Origin of the sequence: Paracoccus saliphilus, from assembly GCF_028553805.1 — a bacterium.
Taxonomy (GTDB): Bacteria; Pseudomonadota; Alphaproteobacteria; order Rhodobacterales; family Rhodobacteraceae; genus Paracoccus; species Paracoccus saliphilus.
Genome location: NZ_CP067140.1, coordinates 3473112 through 3490840, shown reverse-complemented (window position 1 = coordinate 3490840; position 17729 = coordinate 3473112). Strand labels below are relative to the sequence as shown.

Sequence of the window (17729 nt, the reverse complement as noted above, 5' to 3'; positions counted from 1 at the left end):
TTTCAAAGCCCGGGAAAGCTGGCAACAGGTTCCGCATGCTGGTGGCGCTATCGGCGCCGCGATGGATGATCATTTTCAAGAGGCCGGTTTTGACCCAATTTCCTTCCGCCCAAGATCTTCACGACCGGATTCTTCATCACCTGACCCGCGGGCAAGGCCGCTCGCCCGAGACCGCCTCGATCTCTGACTGGCGCATGGCCATCAGCCATCTGCTGCGCGAAATGATGACCGATCCCTTGATGGCGGCACAACGGGCCACGCAAGAGCAGGGCGCGAAGCGGGTCTACTACCTGTCGATGGAATTTCTGATCGGGCGGACGCTTGGAGATGCGATCATCAACCTGCGCCTCGACGGGGCGATGGACGAAGCGCTGGCGATGCTGGGCCTCGACAAGCGCGAATTGCTGGAAGACGAACCCGATGCCGCCCTCGGCAATGGCGGGCTGGGGCGGCTGGCGGCCTGTTTCATGGAATCGCTTTCCTCGCTGCAATGCCCGGCCATGGGTCATGGCATCCGCTATGAGCATGGGCTGTTCCGCCAGCGTTTCGACTCTGGCCAGCAGGTCGAGATCGCCGAGGATTGGCTGGACCGCCCGAATCCGTGGGAGTTTCCGCGGGCCGATGACAGTTCCCGGATCGGCTTCAAGGGTCATGTCGAAGAGGTGGATGGCCGCGCGGTCTGGCATCCCGGCGAAACCGTCATCGCGCGGGCCCATGACCTGCCGGTGATCGGTTGGAACGGTGGGTGGGCCAATACGCTGCGGCTCTGGGGCGCGCATCCGGCCGTGCCTTTCGATCTGCACCGCTTCAATGCGGGCGATCATATCGGTGCCGCCGAGCCAGAGGTTCTGGCGCGGACCCTTTCGCGGGTGCTCTATCCCGATGACACGACCGAGGCCGGCAAGGAATTGCGTCTTTGCCAGGAATATTTCCTGACCGCCGCCGCCTTGCAGGACATATTGCGGCGTTTCCTGTCCGAGCATGGCGACCTGCGGCTCTTGCCCGAGAAACTGGCGATCCAGTTGAACGACACCCATCCCGCCATTGCCGGGCCGGAACTGATGCGGCTTCTGATGGACGAACATGGGTTGGGTTTTGACAAGGCCCGCAACCTGGCGCGGGGCACGCTGAACTATACCAACCACACCCTGCTGCCCGAGGCGCTCGAGACATGGTCGACATGGCTGATGGGGCGGGTGCTGCCGCGTCACATGCAGATCATCGAGATGATCGACGCCGATCACCGCGCCTCGACGGGCCGCCCCGATCATGTCGGGATCGTCCGGCATGACCAGGTCCATATGGGTGAGCTGGCCTTCATCATGGCGGGCAAGGTGAACGGGGTCTCGGCGCTGCATACCGACCTGGTGCGGGATACGGTCTTTGCCGATCTGCACAAGCTGCATCCGGATCGGATCGTGAACCAGACCAACGGGGTCACGCCGCGCCGCTGGATGCGGCTGGCGAATCCGGTGCTGGTGCGGCTGATCGACGAGAGCATCGGCACCGGCTGGACCGCCGATCTCGACCAGCTTCGCGGGCTGGAACCCTTTGCCGAAGATCCCGCTTTCCGCGAAGGTTTGCGGGCGGCCAAGCGGTGCAACAAGCTGTGGCTGGCGGATCACCTGCTGGGCGATCTGGGCGTGAAACCCGATCCAGAGGCGATCTTCGACGTGCAGGTCAAGCGCATCCATGAATACAAGCGCCAGTTGATGAATATCCTCGAGGCCATCGCGCTATGGCGGCGTATCCATGACGATCCGAACGGGGATTGGGTGCCGCGGGTGAAGATATTCGGGGGCAAGGCCGCGCCGGGTTACTGGCTGGCCAAGACGGTGATCCGGCTGATCAACGATGTGGCTGCAACCATCAACAACGATCCGGTCACCGGGAAATTCCTGCAGATCGCCTATCCGCCGAACTACAATGTCTCGATGGCCGAAAAGCTGATCCCCGCCGCCGATCTGTCCGAGCAGATCTCGACCGCGGGCAAGGAGGCCTCGGGCACCGGCAACATGAAATTCACCATGAACGGCGCGCTGACCATCGGCACGCTGGACGGCGCGAATGTCGAGATCCGCGAACATGTGGGGGCCGGGAATTTCTTCCTCTTCGGCCTGACCGCCGCAGAGGCCGGGGCCGAGGCCGCGCGCCCCGGCCATGCCCGCGCAGCCATCGAGGCCAGCGAGGATCTGCGCGCCGCCCTGCAGATGGTGGCCGAGGGTCGGTTCTCGGGCGGGCAGGGCGATGCGTATTTCGAGCTGCTGGACCGGACATGGAATGACGATCCGTTCCTGGTCGCCTCGGATTTCGACGCCTATTTCGCGGCGCAGCGGCGGGTCGATGCCGCCTATCGCGATCCGGCGGAATGGGACCGGATGGCGGCGCTGAATATCGCGCGCTCGGGCTATTTCTCATCTGACCGGACGATCAGGGGTTACATGGCCGATATCTGGCGGGTCGATCCGGTCGGGATCGGGGAATAGGTCCCGGAAACCGGCATGTCAGGTCATCACCGGCACCAGGTGATGATCCCATGCGCGGCCCCGATGCTTGGCCAGCGGATGCAGCGCCTCGCCCGCCCGCATCAGGCCGCCGAGGCCGTCGGACAAAAAGAAGCCCCGTGGCGCCGGGGCGATGCCGCAGACATCCTCGCGCTCGATGGCCCGCAGATGCCGCCCGGTCTCGTCGAAGACCTGCACCCGCCCGCCACGCGGAGAACTGATCGCGACGCGGCTGCGCTCTGCATCGAAGGCGATGGAGCCGACATAGCCCCGCATCGCCACGGCCTCGTAAACAGGCATCCGGTCCAGAACCGCCGCCTCGCCGCGCCGATGCAGCCCCATCAACGGCATCCCCAGCGCCGGATCGCCCTGCCACTGCATCCCGAAGGCGACCAGCCCGTCCCGGCCAAGGGCGATATGGCGGATGGAGTTGAGGCGCAATTCCTCGTCCAGCTCGACCTTTTCCAGCAACTCGCCATCGGGGCTGACATAGGCGAGGTTGGGTCGCATCTCTGACACGTCCAGCTTGACGCCGGGCCGGTCGGGATGATTGCGATAGCCGCCATTCGCCGCGACCAGGATGTCACCGGGCAAATGCTTTATCTCATGCGGGCCGACGCCATGGGTGGGGATCTCTCCCACGCGCCGCCAATCCTCGCTCCGGGACCAGAGCCCGATGCGGCCCTGTCCGGTTCCGAAATCATTTTCCGAAGTGCAGAGGATATCACCATCCGCGATGAATGTGCCATGGCCATAGAAATGCCGCCCCTCGGGCGCGACCAGCCGCGCCAGCACCTCGCCGGTAACGCAGTTCAGCACCACGGCAAAGCGGCCAGGGCTGCGGGCGAAGGCCACGGCCTCGGGCGCGCTTGGATGGGCGGCGGCGGCATGGCCACGGGCGGGCAGGGGGATGCGAAAGCAATCGCTGCCATCCGCCGCGATGCCGAACAGCGCGTAACCGCCATCTTCTTCGCGCGCTGCGCCGAGGATGGCGGGACTGCCCGCATCCGCCCATGACAGGCGCGGCACGACCGACCCGGCAAGCAGTGCGGCAATGAAATTTCGGCGTCCGATCATGACAATGCGTCCCGGAGCCGCATGAAATCGCTCGTTCCTTCTTCTTCATGCAAATATCCCCGGGGGTCCGGGGGCAGGCAGCCCCCGGCCATCGCGGGACGCAATTCGCTCGGCAGCCCGGTCACGCGCAATGCCATTCTAATCCCCATCCCTCGAATTGAACCCGGCGCTCAGGCCCAGCCCGCCGCCGATCTCGGCCCGGGTGGCGTCGCCTACCGCGCGGATCTGCTGTTGCAGGATCTCGACCTTCAGCCGTCCCTGCGGGGTTTCGACCCGGGCAAGCAGCGGATCGTCAAGCGCGCCAGCTGTCGCCAGCGCCCTGTCGAATGCCGCCTCGGTGACAGGGATCGGATCGTCCGACATGGTCAGGGCCAGATCGCGCAGGGCCTTTAGCGACAGGGTGACGTTCCGCAACGGACGGCCCGAGCGCCAGGCTTCCGCGCGGGTTGGGCGCGGGCGGTGGAAGCTGCCCATCGGACGGCCAAGCCGCTGATCGGCGTCGAATTCGACAGTCGTCAGAAGCGCGGTATAAAGAACCTGCGACGCCTCGCTTTCCGACATGTAGCGGGCATTTCCCTCGGCCCCGGCGGTCCGCATCAGCTCTGCATGCTCCCGCCAATCGGCCAGGATTTCCCCGGCCATGCGCGACAGATCGGCCGAGATGGCTGTCGCATAGCGGCAATTGTAATCTCCGGCCCCGTATCCCGACAGGGTATCGTCGTAAAGCAGGCGCTCCAGTGCCATCAGCCCGCGCCCCGCGACCGAAACCTCGGGGAAGGCTTCGGGATCGTCGACCACCGGGTCGGCATCGGCACCCATTCCCGCGACGGTGCGGGCCACCATGCCGCGGGGATCGGGCCAGAACTCGATGGCCAGCGCCCGGCCATCGGTTTCCAGCGGACCAAAGGACAGGTGCGACAGGCCCATCCAGGCGTCGAACGCCTGTCGATAGGCCGGGCGCAGCGCCTCTGCCGTGCAATCATCCGCCGCCGTTTCGGCCAGATCCTCGGCGGCGACAGAGAAATCCTCGACGGCGGGCAGGATATGCTCCCGTATCGCCTCGGTCACACCGGCCATGGCGGGCAGGGGGGCGAGGGCGGTCAGGGAGACAAGGGCAAGGGCAGGTATTCGCATCACAGGCTTTCCACGAATCGGATCAGGGCGGCCCGGTCCCCGGGCGGCATGGATATCACGCGGTCACGGGCCGGTTCCGCCTCGCCTCCGTGCCACAGCACGGCTTCGAGAAGCGAGCGGGCGCGGCCGTCATGCAGGAAGAGGCTGTGCCCGTTGACCTGTTCCGTCAAGCCCAGTCCCCAAAGCGGCGGCGTGCGCCATTCCCGCCCGCTCGCGAGCCCTTCGGGGCGGTCATCGGCCAGACCTTCGCCCATGTCATGCAGCAGCATGTCCGTATAGGGCCAGATCAACTGGAAACTCTGCTCGGGCCGATCCTTCAGCCGGGCGGTGACGAATTTCGGGCGGTGGCAATCGGCGCAGCCGGTGTCGTGAAAGACCTGCTTGCCGTGCAGCACGTCCTTGTCGTCCAAGTCCCGCCGTTCCGGCACGCCCAGATTGCGGCTGTAGAAACTCACGAGGTCGAGCCCCTCGGCATCGATCTCGGTCCCGCGCGCGTCGCCATCGCCATGCGGAGCCTTGACGCAGGCGGTCTGCGCATTGGTGCAATCGCCCCAACCGTCGGGATGCAACGGGTTCGAGATGCCGATATCCCCGGCGAATGCGCTTGCCGATTGTTCCTCGATCGTCGGCATCCCGGCCTTCCAGCCGAAGCGGCCCAGCATGGGCGCGTCGTAGCGTTCGGACCACGTGATCTGCGCGCGCCCGGAAATGCCGTCGCCGTCGCTATCCTCGGGATCGGCGCCCGCCAGGATATCGGCGGCCGGGATCGCCTCCAGCAGCCCCAGCCCGATCATCTGCGGGGCGACGCGCGGGCTGATCATCAAATCGTCGCGCAGCGGGCCATAGGCCGGGTTGTCGATGGAATAGCCGGGCTTGCGCAAGGAGGCTGTCTCGCCGCCCGACAGGGGGATACGGATCTCGTCATAGGTGATGCGCATCCGTCCCTCGGCGGGGATGCCCTGCACCGACAGGTCCTGCAACTGCCCGCCATAGACCGGATCGGGGCGGGTCGGGGTGATGTCCTGTCCTATACTGGCCAGGTAATCCTCGATTTTGCTTGCAGCCGCATCCTCTGGCGCAGGGATCGACAGGCGCAGGAACATCGAGCCGCCCGGATCGCCGGCAATATCGGGTGGATGGCCGCGTCCGTCCTTGAGATGGCAGTTCTGGCAGCCGCGCGAATTGTAAAGCGGCCCCAGCCCGTCCGAAGCCAGCGTCGAGGAGGGCGACGACACCCACAGCTTGCGGAACAGCCCGTTGCCGAGCTTGAAATCCAGCTCTCCCTCGAAGGAGATATTTCCCGAGGGCAGCGAAAAGGCGTCGGCATCACTGCGCCGCCGCACGGTGGCCGCCCCGGCGGGATTGGCCTCGAATTTCTCAGGCGCCGTGAAACCGGTCGGCGGGGCCGTCACGGCCTTTATGCGGGCTGTTTCCTCATCGCTGCGCGCGATGGTGGAAAGGTGCAGATCCCGCAACTCCGGCTGATCGGCGATCAGCGGCGCGGCGGAACAGATCAGCACCGCCAGCGCCGCCAAGCCAATCCTACTGGAACACGGCATCGGGGTTGTCGAGGCTGTCCGAACCTTCAAACCCGATTTCTTGTAAACCCAAAACATTCACCACTCGCTCGATCTCTTGCGTCTGCGCGACCAGCGCATCGACAGCGGCCATGATTACGGCCTCGCCTTCCTTGTTGTCGCGGGCCAGCATCTGGTCGTAGAACTCGCCCTGATCGACCCTGTCCCATATCGCCTGCAGCTTATCTACCGAGTCCGCGATATCCGCGGTCACGGCCTCGGCGACCTCGGGATCCGCCTCTGTCACCAGGTCGTGAAGCGATTCCCCGGTCACCTCGGTGCCATCGGTGCGCGTGTAATGGCCCATCCAGACATTCTGGATGCTGATGCCGTCATAGAAATGGCTTTGATGCGTGTTATCCGAGAAGCAGTCATGCTCCTCCTCGGGATCGTTCAGCATCAGGCCCAGCTTCATCCGTTCGCCTGCAAGTTCGCCATAGGAAAGGCTGCCCATCCCGGTCAGCATGGCAGAGATCGCGGCATCCGGATCGGCGGTCAACGAGGCCGCGGCCTCGCCACCCTCGGCCCATTGCGCGACCATCCATTCCAGGTCACTGACCAGCAGGTCGGTGGCGGCCTTTAGATATGCGCCGCGCCGGTCGCAATTGCCGCCGGTGCATTCGTCGCCCGAGGCGTAATCCGTCCAGGGCCGCTCGCCCGCGCCGGCATCGGTGCCGTTCAGGTCCTGCCCCCAAAGCAGGAACTCGATGGCGTGATAGCCGGTGGCGACATTGGCCTCGATCCCGTCGGCCTCCTGCAATTGTTCGGAGAGCAGTTCCGGGGTGATCTCGGAAGCGTCCACTTCTTCGCCCGAAAGCGTAAAGCTGGGCGAGGCGATCACGTTCAGGGCCGCATATTCGTTTTCATCCGTCGCGCCGCCATAGGAGGGATCGACATAATCGATCAGCCCCTCGTCCAGCGGCCAGGCATTCACCTTGCCCTCCCAGTCATCGACGATCGCATTGCCGAAACGATAGGCCTCGGTCTGCATATAGGGCACCCGCGCGGCGATCCACGCGTCGCGGGCGGCGGCCAGTGTATCCTCGGATGGTTCGGCCAGCAGCGCATCGACGGCGGTCTGCAATTCCTGCGCCTTGGTCAGACTGTCCTCATAGGCGGCATGGGCGATGGAGACATAGGTCTGGACGACCTCGGGCTTGCCCGCGAATGCGGGCATCGCGACGGCACAGGCCAGCGCGGAGATAGCGACGGTGGTTTTCATTCTGTCCTCCCGGGCGACATGGCTGGCTTGTTTCTAGCCGCAGCCAGTTACCATTTCCTGACTAAATATCTAGGAGATAGTAAATATCGGCAGAGGGCCGTGGTCAAGGTGCGATATCAGCCTTGCCCGATCCGTGCGGCGGCGAATTGTTCGAGCCGCTGGAAACCCTCATAGATCAGCACCGCGATGATGCCCACGACCATCCCTCCCTGCAGGACGAATGCCGTGTTGGACGATAGCAGCCCCGCGATGATCACCTCGCCCAGGGTTTTCGCCGCCACGGTCGAGCCGATCGTCGCGGTTCCGAGCGAGATCACCGCAGTCAGGCGCACGCCGGTCAGGATCACCGGCAGGGCCAGCGGCAATTCGACCTGCCACAGCCTTTGGCGCGGGGTCAGGCCCATGCCGCGCGCGGCCTCTCGTACCTGTGGGGATTGGCCGGTCAGCCCGGCCAGCGCGTTCTCGAACACCGGCAGCAGACCATAGAGGAACAGCGCGACCAGCGTTGGTCCCGCCCCGAAACCCATCACCGGCACGGCCAGCGCCAGCACCGCGACCGGCGGAAAGGTCTGCCCGACCGAGGTCACGGTACGCGCCAGCGGCAGGAACTCCCGCCCCGCAGGGCGGGTCACGAGGATGGCCAGCGTCACCGCGATCAGCGTCGAGGCGATGACGGCCAGCAGGACCAGCCCCAGATGCGAGAGCGTCAGCGACATGAGGCCGGTCTGCGTATAGATCGCCGGGGCATTGTTGCGGGTGAAGGGCTCGAATAGCGGCGCGAAACTTTCCGGGCTGGCAAGAAAGGCTAGCAAGAACAGCACCGCCGCCGCCATCAGCACCCGTCCGGTCATTCCGCCGCCCTCGCGGTCGGCGCGGCCTGCGCGCGTAAGCTGTCCAGCGTGACGATGCCGCCACCTTCGACCGGTAGCCGGTCCCGCCCGCTCCACAGGCATTCGGCCAATGCGTCGCGCAAGCTGGCCTCGCGCGGGATCTCGGCGCCCTCGGCCTGTCCTTCGGCGATGATCTCGGCCACCGGGGTCAGCGACAGCAGCCGGAAGGGCCGGTCGCCGGTGCCGATCAGGTCGCTGACGAAAGAAGTGGCGGGGGTGGTGAGGATCTCGGATGGCGGGCCGTATTGCAGCAATTCGCCCTTATCCATCACCGCGATCCGGTCGCCCAGGGTCACGGCCTCTTCCATGTCATGGGTCACGATGATCAGTGTCGTGCCCAGTTGCCGCTGGATGTCGCGCAGATCCTGCTGCGCCTTGGCCCGGATCACCGGGTCGAGCGCGCCGAAAGGTTCATCCATCAACAAAAGGTCGGGGCGCGCGGCCAAGGCTCGCGCCACGCCGACGCGCTGTTGCTGACCGCCTGACAGTTCGTGCGGCATGCGGTCGCGGAAATCGGCGGGTTCCATCTGGAACAGTTCCAGCAACTCGTCCACGCGGGCGCGGTACTCGTCCTGCGTCCAGCCGAGCAGGCGCGGCACGGTCGAGATGTTCTGCGCCACGGTCCGATGCGGGAACAGCCCGTGGCCCTGAATCGCATAGCCGATCTGGCGGCGCAGCAGATGCGGCTCGATCTCGGCCGTGTCCTTGCCGTCGATCAGCACCTTCCCCTCGCTTGGCTCGACCAGCCGGTTGATCATTCGCAAGAGCGTGGTCTTGCCCGATCCCGAGGTGCCGACCAGCGCCGCGATCTGCCCGGTCTCGACGGTCAGGCTGACATCCTTGACCACGGCACTGGTGCCATAGATGCGGGTCAGGTTCTGAATCTCGATCATGCTTGCCCTCCTTTCGGGCGTCCGCCGGTCGCTTCGACCAACAGATCCAGCGCGATGCCGGCAACCAAAGCCAGCGCGATTGTCGGCAGCGCACCCAATAGAACCAGATCCATGGCGGTCTGGTTCAATCCCTGGAACACGAAAGTGCCGAATCCGCCGCCGCCGATCAGCCCGGCGATGACGGCGAGGCCGATATTCTGCACCAGAACGATGCGGATCGCGGCCAGCAGGACCGGCAGTGCCAGCGGGATCAGCACCTGGAGCAGGATCTGCGGGCGGGTCATGCCCAGCCCCGCCGCCGCCTCTCGCGTGGCCGGGTTGACGCCGGTCAGGCCGGTCAGCGTGTTCGAGACCACCGGCAGCAGGGAATAGAGAAACAGCGCCACCAGTGCCGGAAACAGGCCGATCCCCGCGACGCCTGCCTGCGCCGCCCCGGGGATATTGGCGGCGATCCAGCCGAAGATCGGGATCATGATGCCGAACAGCGCCAGCGAAGGGATGGTCTGCAGGATGTTCAGGATGCCCAGAACCGGGCGGCGCATTGCCGGGGATTCGTAGATTGCCACGCCAAGCGGCAGCCCGATCAGCAGCGCAAGGCCAAGCGAGCCGAAGGCGAGGGCCAGGTGCCCCGCCGCCTCTCGGGCGAACAGATCGCTGCGGGCCGCGTATTCGCGCATGACCGATACCCCGTCCAGCGCACCCGACCCAAGGATCACCGCGATCAGGGCCATCGCCCCGGTCAGCATCGCGAGACGGGTCGGCAGCCCAAGCGTGATCCGGCTTTGGGCATCGGCAAGCATCAGGGTGAAGGCGAGCAATAGCAGCCAGAAACCGGAGGATGGGGAAACCCGCGCCAGCGTGTTGTCCGGCGGTGTCAGATGGGTTGCCGCCGCTCCCAAGGCCAGCGTCACCGCGATTACCGCCAGCAGGGCAACCGTCAGACGCAGCTTGGCGGGCCATCGGTCAAGGCAGCCTGCGATCAGCATTGCACCGAGAACCAGGCCGATCATCCAGCTGAGCGGCGTGAACAAGGCCTCGAACAGCCGTAGCCCTTCGCCCGGAACGATCCGGTTCGGTTTGAACTGCACGAAGGGCAGCACCAGCCCGGTCAGCCCGATCAGGGCGAATAGCAGCCCGGTGCGGCTGATGCGGAGAGCCATCCCGGCGGCGGTCAGTCGAGGAAGCCTGCGCTCGTCAGGTAATCCTTGGCTACCGTCGCGGCGGGTTCTCCGCCGATCTGGATGCGGCCATTCAGCTCTTGCAATGTCTCCAGTTCCAGCGTCGCGAAGATCGGGTTCAGCACCTCGGCGATATCGGGATGCGCCTCCAGCACCTCGGCCCGGACGATGGGGGCGGGCTGATAGACCGGCTGCACGCCCTTGTCATCCTCCATCACCGCCAGCCCGGCGGGTGCGATGCCGCCATCGGTGCCATAGACCATTGCCGCGTTGACGCCCGAGGTCTGCTGTGCCGCCGCCGCGATGGTCGCCGCCGTGTCACCGCCCGAAAGCTGTACCAACTGATCGGATGTCATCTTGAAACCATAGGTTTCCTGGAATGCGGGCAGGGCGGCGGCAGAGGTCACGAATTCGGTCGAGGCGGCCAGCTTCACCTCGCCGCCCCCCGCAATCCATTCGCCGAAATCAGACATGGTGGCGAGGGTGTTTTCCTCGGCCACGTCCTGCCGCACGGCGATGGCCCATGTGTTGTTTGCGGGCGCCGGGTCCAGCCAGACGATGTCGTTCTGTTCCTTGTCGAGCTCGGCCACGCGGGCGCGGCCCTCTTCGGCATTCTTCCAGACCGGGCTGTCGGCCTCGTTGAAGAAGAAGGCGCCATTGGCGGTATATTCCGGATAGATGTCGATCTGCCCCGAGGTGATCGCGTCGCGCATGATCGGCGTGCCGCCCAGTTGCAGCTTGTCCTGCACGGGCAGACCCGCATCTTGCAGTGCCATCAGGATCATGTTGCCCAGCAACCCGCCCTCCGTATCGATCTTCGAGGAAACCACGATGTCCTGCGCCGAGGCCGAACCGGCCGCCAGCCCGATGGCCGCAGCGGCAAAGAAATGTGTCAGAGGTTTCATGCTGATTGCTCCTGTCGGGGGAATTTTGCCGAGCCTCGGTCGGCGCAGATGTCTAACCGCCTTGCGTCGTTCAAGTGACAGACCGGCCTGTCGGTTCCTACAGGCCAAGCTCACCCCGTCGAACTGCCGGTGTCAAGGCCGGAAGAGGCTGTTAACTGCGATCCTGCCCCAGCAGGCTGCAAAAGAGATCTTTTCTTACCTGTCTCGTCGATAGCCCCCTGTCCGCCGGATCGTCTGTCCGCCGGATCGTCAGGCCGGGATGTCCGTTCATGACATCCTCCGCGGCTCCGTGGTCAATTGGATTGCCGAGCGATATCTTCGATCAGCACGCCAGAGACCTTTGATCCTACGCTGACCTGAACCGCCTCGAGCAATGTCTTTCGCAGCCCGCGCAGACGGCCCTCCGTGGTGAAGTTGCCGTCGAAACCGCCCATATTCGCCACGATCAGCAATTGTCGCAAGAGGACGTCGCGCAGACGGTGCTCTTGCCTGGCGATCTCTTCGAGCTCGGCAGCGCTTGTTTCAAGAGACAAGGTCAGGATCATCATCCCGTCCGAGTCCCCCTCACGTGCGAGGGGCACGAAGAACTGGCTGGAAAAGGTGAACCAGGCCGCGTCGCCCTTGCCGGACTTGCCGTGACCTTCATCCTTGTCATGACCATCGCCATGCGATGTCGCACCGTGATCCGCGCTGCCATTCTGCCCTGCCGATGGCATGTCGTCATGGCCGGTTTCATGTGCCGGCGGGGCTGTTTCGGGCGAGTCGGGTTTCAACATCGCTCCACCGAACGCACCGGCGACAAAGGCAAGAAGCGGCACGGTAAACATGAAAATTTTCTTCAACATTCGCGGGCCTCAATATGGCAATAGGATGTCGGTGATCTGCTGGCCGTAGCGGGGCTGCTGCACGTCGGAGATATGTCCGCGCCCGCCATAGGCAATGCGGGCACCGGCGATGCGGTCATAGGCGATCTCGTTGTTGCGGCCAATATCGGCGGGGCGCACGAAACCGCTGACGGTCAGTTCGCGCAATTCGTAGTTCACCCGCACCTCCTGTGTTCCCTCGATTTGTAGGGTGCCATTGGGAAGCGTCGAGACGACCGTGGCCGCCACGCGCAGTGTCAGCTTGTCACGCCGTGATATATTGCCCGATCCCTTGTAGGTCGAGGATGCATCCGCTTCGGCCAGGTCGTCGAAACTGGCGCCCTCGGGCAGCTTGCGTGCAAGCCGTTGCGGGATGCCGCCGAATTGTGGGATCGACAGATCTTCCGACGTCTTGCGGGACCGGCCCGAACTGTTGCTGATCTCGGCGCGGTCGTCGATCTCGATCACCACCGTCAGGATGTCGCCGCGCACCGAGGCCCGGCGATCATGGACCAGCGAAGACTGCTCGCCCGCCCATAGCGAGGCGGATGCTTCGGGGCGGCCGGAATCGACCGGAATATCCAAGGGCGGATTGACCATCGCCTCGAACTCCGCCGTGTCCTGCAGATCGGTCAGCTGCGGTGGCCGGCCAAGATGCTCGACACGGTTGCAGGCAGCAAGGGCCAGCGCGAAACAGAGCAGGTAAGTCGATCTCATCTTCATCCTTGCAGGTAGGGGTGTCATGTCCGGCAGGGTCTCTATCTTGCCGCGTGCAATGTGCCGTCGGGGGCGATGCGGGCGGTAACGGTGGTTCGCGAAGCCAGGTTCATGACGCGAACCAGGTCGCCCGCGCCGCCCTCGTCCAGCGCACGTGCATCGGTGGCGATGTGCAGTGTCCCGCGCTGAAACAGAAGCCGCACGATCTGGTTTCGCTCGACCAGTCTTGGCGGGCGCAGCATGCTGGCCTGAATGGGGCGCCCCTCGTAGATGGTGATGCGGGTCTCCTGCCCGACGATCTGCGACGGATCGCTGTTTTCCTGTGCCGTTTCATCGCCTGCGCGAAGATCGCCGGAGGTGATCAGGGTTCCTGCGGGCAGGGTGCGGGCAGCGATCAGGCCACCGGCCATTGCGGGGAGCGGGGGAATGAGAGCCAGGAACAACAGCAGCGCGCGCATCAGCGGACCTGCACCGTTGCGCCCAGCATCTGGTCGGCGGCGGTGATTACCTTGGCGTTCAGCTCGTATCCCCGCTGCGCCTTGATCAACTCGGTGATCTCGCGCACCGCATCGACCGAGCTTTCCTCGAGATAGCCATGCCGCAGCGTGCCCAACCCCTCTAATCCGGGCGTGGCGACTCGGGGCGGCCCGGATGCACCGGTTTCCAGGAACAGGTTCGAGCCGATCGCCTCCAGCCCTTTCTGATTGGCGAAACCCGCCAGCGTAAGCTGGCCCAGCAATTCGGGTTCTGGCTGATCGCTGAAAAAGGCGAAGACCTCGCCTTCGGAATTGATCGAGATCGAGCGCGCATCTTCGGGAATGGCGATCTCTGGGGCGACCGGGTGGCCGTCAGAGGTGACGATCAGCCCATCGGGCGAGCGTTTGAGACCGCCATCGCGGGTATAGGCGGAGAGGCCGGAGGGCAAGGTAACCTCCAGGTAGCCGTCGCCCTCGATCGCGACATCCAGATCGCCGCCGGTTGCGGCCAGGCTTCCCTGCGCCAGGTTGACGGTGACGGCGGTTGGCCGAACCCCCAGCCCCAACTGGACGCCCGCCGGAACGAGCGTGCCATCGGCGGCGGTGACGCTGCCGGGTCGGACCGCCTGCTGATAATGCAGATCCGCGAATTCGGCGCGGCGGGTATTGTAGCCGGTGGTGGACATGTTGGCGAGGTTGTTGGAAATGACCTCGACGCGGGTTTGCTGCGCGCTCATCCCCGTCGCTGCGATTTGTAGGGCTCTCATATGCGGTCCTCTTAGCGGGTCATGGCGGTGATCGCGCTACGGATGCGCTGATCCTCGCGGTCAAGGAAGGATTGGCCCAGTTCGTAGGCGCGCTGGACCTCGATCATGCGGGTGATCTCGAAGACCGGATCGACATTGGACTCTTCGAGAAAACCCTGTCGGATACGCGGATCCTCGACGGGTTCCGGATCGGTGTCGGTGGCAAAGCTGGTGCCGCCCTTGTGGAACATCCCGGCAGGATCGGGGGCGGCGAAAACCCCGATGCGGCCAAAGGGCAGCCCGTTTGCCGAAAGCGTGCCATCGGAACCGATGGCGATCCCGGTGGCCCCGGCGGGAATGATGATCGGAGCCTGCCCCTCATCCAGAAGCCGATGGCCATCGGCATTCATCAACTCTCCCTCGGCCGAGGGCATGAAGGCGCCCGCACGGGTCAGCCGGTTGCCTTCCGGGGTCTCGACCATGAAGAACCCCTCGCCCTCGATGGCAAGATCGAAGCTGCCATTGGTCTGGGTCAGCACGCCCTGCCGCAGATCGACCATGCGCCCCCGGGCATGAGCCATCGACAAGGTGTCGCCATGACGATCGACGGCGGCAAGATGCTCGGCGAAGATCACCCCTTCGCGGCGAAAGCCGGTGGTGCTGGCATTCGCCATGTTGTTTGCGACGACCCGCATCTCCTTCATCAGGCCGGACTGGCGGGTCAGTGCGGCATAGATCGCGTTTTCCATGATGTCAGCCTCCGGCAATGAGGGGAATGATCTGACCGATATAGAAGTCGGACAGGGTGGTGGTCATGAAGCTCATGCTGACCCAGAACACGGCCAGCATGAGGCCGACCTTGGGCACGAAGGTCAGGGTCATCTCCTGGATGGATGTCAGGGCCTGGAACAGCCCGATGACCATGCCCGCGATCAGCGCCACTAACAGCATCGGCGCGGATATCCGCACCGCGATCAGCAATGCTTGCCGCATCATGTCGAAAAGCAGCGTTTCGCTCATTTCGGGACCTCAGACCGGCATGCGCAGGATTTCCTGGTAGGCTTCGACGACCTTGTTGCGGATCGTCACGACCGTTTCCATCGCCAGTTGCGCCTCGGCGATGGTCTGGACCAGGTGATGCGTCCCGGTCCCGCCCGTCATCGCGCCGGTCGCGGCGGCATCGAACTGTTGCATCTGCTGGGCGAATTCCTCGGCGGCGGAGCCGATGCGCTGAACAGTTGCCGACGGGGAGCCCTGATCGGGGGCGATGGCCGGACGTGCCATCGAGTAGGCGCTGGCGGCGTTGAGAGACGAGACCATGGAAAATCCTTTCATCGGCGCAGGAGTTCGAGCAACGAACTGCTCATCTGCCGGGTTTGTTCAAAGATGCGAAGATTGGCCTCGTAACTGCGGCCCGCTTCGCGAGAATCGGCGATTTCGATAACCAGATCGACATTCGACCCAAGGTAATAACCCTCGTCATCTGCCATCGGATGCGACGGATCATGGATGCGCGGCAACTCGGTCTGGTCCAGGTGGACAGGCGAGGCCTCGACCTCGCCGGACGGACGCCCGAAACGGATCGCCTCGTCGAAGGTGACGAGCTTGCGGCGATAGCCGGGCGTGTCGATATTGGCGATATTCTCGGCTGTGTGGCGCAGCCTCTCGGCCTGCGCACGCATCCCGGACGCCGAAAGGCGCAGGGGGGAAACCTGTTCGTTCATGATGAATCCGGTTAGTTGCGACGGTCGATACTGGTTCGCATCAAGGTCAGTGCAGAGCGGTAGATCCCAAGCGACAGGTCATGCTCCCGTTTTGTCTCGGCCAGCTTGAGCATTTCCTCTTCCAACGAAACCGAGTTGCCATTGGGAGAATTGCCGACCTCGGGCATGACCTCTCGCGGGTTGGCGGCGGACCAGAACGGAGACGCGACATGACCGCTGCGGCTGGTGCGTAAGGGTGGCGGGTCGGTATGGCGATAGCTTTCCACGAAGGATTGCAGATCGCGTGTCTTGAAGCCGGGCGTATCCGCATTGGCAATATTGCGCGCGACCACGCCATTGCGGCGGGCAGCGTGATCGGTCATCGCGCGGGTCATTTTCATCAACTCGATGCGCTCAAACATGGAGGTTCTCCTCTGTGTCGATAAACCGGGTCTTAACCCACAGAGGTTTAGAAACCGTTTCTAGACGCAACACGGAACGGCGGGTGGGCAACAAAATGGAAAAAATTGAATCGATTACCCGCAGGATGAGGGATGTGACCCCGATCACCCATCTAGGACGGGTACGGTCGATTCGCGCTGGCCTGGTCAGCGTATCCGGCCTGAACGACCACGCCTCGGTCGGTGATCGGGTGCGGATTACGCTCCAATCCGGCGATATCTACGGCGAGATCGTGGGACTTCGCCATGACCTCGCCGAAATCCTGCCCGAGGGAGAGGCCGAGGGACTGTCAATCGGCGCACCGGTCGAATTGCTCTTCGCCCCGACGATTTCGCCCTGCGATCGCTGGATCGGTCGGGTTATCGATCCTTTCGGGCAACCGCTGGATGGGCGCGCTCTGCCGCAAGGGGGACAGCCCCGGCCTTTCCGTTGCGAGGCCCAGCCTGCGATCAGGCGCAAGCGTCTCGGGGCAAGGTTGCCGACGGGCCTTGCGGTGTTCGACACGCTCCTGCCGGTGGTGCGCGGTCAGCGGATTGGGCTGTTCGCCGGGTCGGGTGTGGGCAAGTCGGTTCTGCTGTCACGGTTTGCCCGCGGGGTGCAGGCCGATATCGTGGTGATCGCGATGATCGGCGAGCGTGGGCGGGAATTGCGGGAATTCGTGGAGAACACGCTTGGTCCCGAGGGCATGGCGCGGGCGGTGATCGTGACGGCGACTTCGGACCGCTCGCCCCTGATCCGGCGCCGCTGCGCATGGGCCGCCATGGCCGTGGCCGAGCATTTCCGCGACCAGGGCAAGCATGTCCTGCTGCTGGCCGATTCGATCACCCGCTTTGCCGAGGCGCATCGCGAAATCGCCCTGGCAGCAGGGGAGCCGCCCAGCTATCGCGGTTTCCCGCCATCGGTGTCGAACCTCATCATGGCACTGGCAGAGCGGGCCGGGCCGGGGCTCGATGGGAGCGGCGATATCACCGCCATCTTCACCGTGCTCGTCGCCGGGTCGGATATGGAGGAGCCGGTCGCAGATATCCTGCGCGGAACCCTGGATGGGCATGTGATCCTTGACCGGGCCATTGCCGAGCGCGGGCGTTTCCCCGCCGTGGACGTGGTCCGCTCGGTGTCACGCTCTCTGCCAGATGCCGCCAGCGAAGCGGAAAATGCCATAATCGCCAAGGCACGCACGGCGCTTGGGGCTTACGCGGAATCGGAATTGATGATCCGGGCCGGTCTCTATGCGCCGGGATCGGACAAGCGGCTTGACGAGGCGGTGCGGCTGTTTCCCCATCTCGATGCCTTCGTCACCAGGCCGAGCGATTCGATTACGAACAGCTTCGTGGCACTGGGCGAGGCGCTGCAATAGCCGGTTCAGATGGCGGCGAGCATGA

General features: G+C 64.4%; 19 protein-coding genes. 2 read left to right on the top strand and 17 right to left on the bottom strand.

All coding sequences use genetic code 11. The features are described 5' to 3' along the window. The first annotated feature begins 65 nt into the window (after window positions 1–65). Window positions 66–2486 carry a glycogen/starch/alpha-glucan phosphorylase gene (locus JHX88_RS16850; protein ID WP_084203019.1) on the top strand — a complete coding sequence of 807 codons (2421 nt, stop codon included), beginning with the start codon at window positions 66–68 and terminating at the stop codon, window positions 2484–2486. An 18-nt stretch (window positions 2487–2504) separates the two neighbouring features. Here the strand turns inward: JHX88_RS16850 and JHX88_RS16845 are convergent, their stop codons facing one another. From JHX88_RS16845 to JHX88_RS16765, 17 genes are all read right to left on the bottom strand, one after another. Beyond that, window positions 2505–3581 (bottom strand): DUF1513 domain-containing protein, encoded by a 1077-nt coding sequence (locus tag JHX88_RS16845; protein WP_076524798.1) that lies wholly within the window; start codon window positions 3579–3581, stop codon window positions 2505–2507. Window positions 3582–3719: 138 nt separating this feature from the next. Then, complete coding sequence (locus JHX88_RS16840) at window positions 3720–4715, bottom strand: imelysin family protein (protein WP_076524796.1); 996 nt, start codon at window positions 4713–4715, stop codon at window positions 3720–3722. Then, window positions 4715–6250 carry a di-heme oxidoreductase family protein gene (locus tag JHX88_RS16835; protein ID WP_084202998.1) on the bottom strand — a complete coding sequence of 512 codons (1536 nt, stop codon included), beginning with the start codon at window positions 6248–6250 and terminating at the stop codon, window positions 4715–4717. The genes JHX88_RS16840 and JHX88_RS16835 overlap by 1 nt, the downstream gene beginning before the upstream one ends. Window positions 6251–6257: 7 nt before the next feature. Further along, a complete protein-coding gene (locus tag JHX88_RS16830; RefSeq protein WP_076524794.1) occupies window positions 6258–7514 on the bottom strand; it encodes an imelysin family protein in 1257 nt (418 codons plus the stop codon). A gap of 116 nt (window positions 7515–7630) precedes the next feature. Then, window positions 7631–8365 carry an ABC transporter permease gene (locus JHX88_RS16825; protein ID WP_076524792.1) on the bottom strand — a complete coding sequence of 245 codons (735 nt, stop codon included), beginning with the start codon at window positions 8363–8365 and terminating at the stop codon, window positions 7631–7633. Then, window positions 8362–9297, bottom strand: a complete 936-nt coding sequence (locus JHX88_RS16820) for an ABC transporter ATP-binding protein (RefSeq protein WP_076524790.1) — start codon at window positions 9295–9297, stop codon at window positions 8362–8364. The genes JHX88_RS16825 and JHX88_RS16820 overlap by 4 nt, the downstream gene beginning before the upstream one ends. Next, a complete protein-coding gene (locus JHX88_RS16815; RefSeq protein ID WP_076524788.1) occupies window positions 9294–10457 on the bottom strand; it encodes an ABC transporter permease in 1164 nt (387 codons plus the stop codon). Before JHX88_RS16815 ends, JHX88_RS16820 begins: the two co-directional genes overlap by 4 nt. A gap of 11 nt (window positions 10458–10468) precedes the next feature. Next, window positions 10469–11380, bottom strand: a complete 912-nt coding sequence (gene osmF, locus JHX88_RS16810; protein ID WP_076524786.1) for a glycine betaine ABC transporter substrate-binding protein OsmF — start codon at window positions 11378–11380, stop codon at window positions 10469–10471. A 293-nt stretch (window positions 11381–11673) separates the two neighbouring features. Continuing rightward, a complete protein-coding gene (locus JHX88_RS16805; protein WP_272848075.1) occupies window positions 11674–12225 on the bottom strand; it encodes a flagellar basal body-associated FliL family protein in 552 nt (183 codons plus the stop codon). A 9-nt stretch (window positions 12226–12234) separates the two neighbouring features. After that, a complete protein-coding gene (gene flgH, locus JHX88_RS16800; RefSeq protein ID WP_419182370.1) occupies window positions 12235–12966 on the bottom strand; it encodes a flagellar basal body L-ring protein FlgH in 732 nt (243 codons plus the stop codon). A gap of 35 nt (window positions 12967–13001) precedes the next feature. Then, entirely contained in the window at window positions 13002–13418 is a 417-nt protein-coding gene (gene flgA, locus JHX88_RS16795; protein WP_076524782.1) for a flagellar basal body P-ring formation chaperone FlgA, read from the bottom strand. After that, window positions 13418–14203 (bottom strand): flagellar basal-body rod protein FlgG, encoded by a 786-nt coding sequence (gene flgG, locus JHX88_RS16790; protein ID WP_076524780.1) that lies wholly within the window; start codon window positions 14201–14203, stop codon window positions 13418–13420. Before flgG ends, flgA begins: the two co-directional genes overlap by 1 nt. Before the next feature lie 11 nt (window positions 14204–14214). After that, entirely contained in the window at window positions 14215–14931 is a 717-nt protein-coding gene (locus tag JHX88_RS16785; protein ID WP_076524778.1) for a flagellar hook-basal body complex protein, read from the bottom strand. Between the two features lie 4 nt (window positions 14932–14935). Further along, window positions 14936–15202, bottom strand: a complete 267-nt coding sequence (locus JHX88_RS16780) for a flagellar biosynthetic protein FliQ (RefSeq protein WP_076524776.1) — start codon at window positions 15200–15202, stop codon at window positions 14936–14938. A gap of 9 nt (window positions 15203–15211) precedes the next feature. After that, the gene (gene fliE, locus JHX88_RS16775) at window positions 15212–15502 is read right to left on the bottom strand and encodes a flagellar hook-basal body complex protein FliE (protein WP_076524774.1); all 291 of its coding nucleotides are present in this window, start codon (window positions 15500–15502) and stop codon (window positions 15212–15214) included. A gap of 11 nt (window positions 15503–15513) precedes the next feature. Further along, window positions 15514–15906, bottom strand: coding sequence for a flagellar basal body rod protein FlgC (flgC, locus tag JHX88_RS16770; RefSeq protein ID WP_076524772.1), 393 nt, complete (start codon window positions 15904–15906; stop codon window positions 15514–15516). A gap of 11 nt (window positions 15907–15917) precedes the next feature. Further along, a complete protein-coding gene (locus tag JHX88_RS16765; RefSeq protein ID WP_076524770.1) occupies window positions 15918–16307 on the bottom strand; it encodes a FlgB family protein in 390 nt (129 codons plus the stop codon). 95 nt (window positions 16308–16402) lie between these two features. Between JHX88_RS16765 and JHX88_RS16760 the strand changes: the two genes are divergently transcribed. Continuing rightward, on the top strand, window positions 16403–17704 hold the full coding sequence (locus tag JHX88_RS16760; protein ID WP_084202996.1) for a FliI/YscN family ATPase: 1302 nt from the start codon (window positions 16403–16405) through the stop codon (window positions 17702–17704). Window positions 17705–17729: the final 25 nt, after the last annotated feature.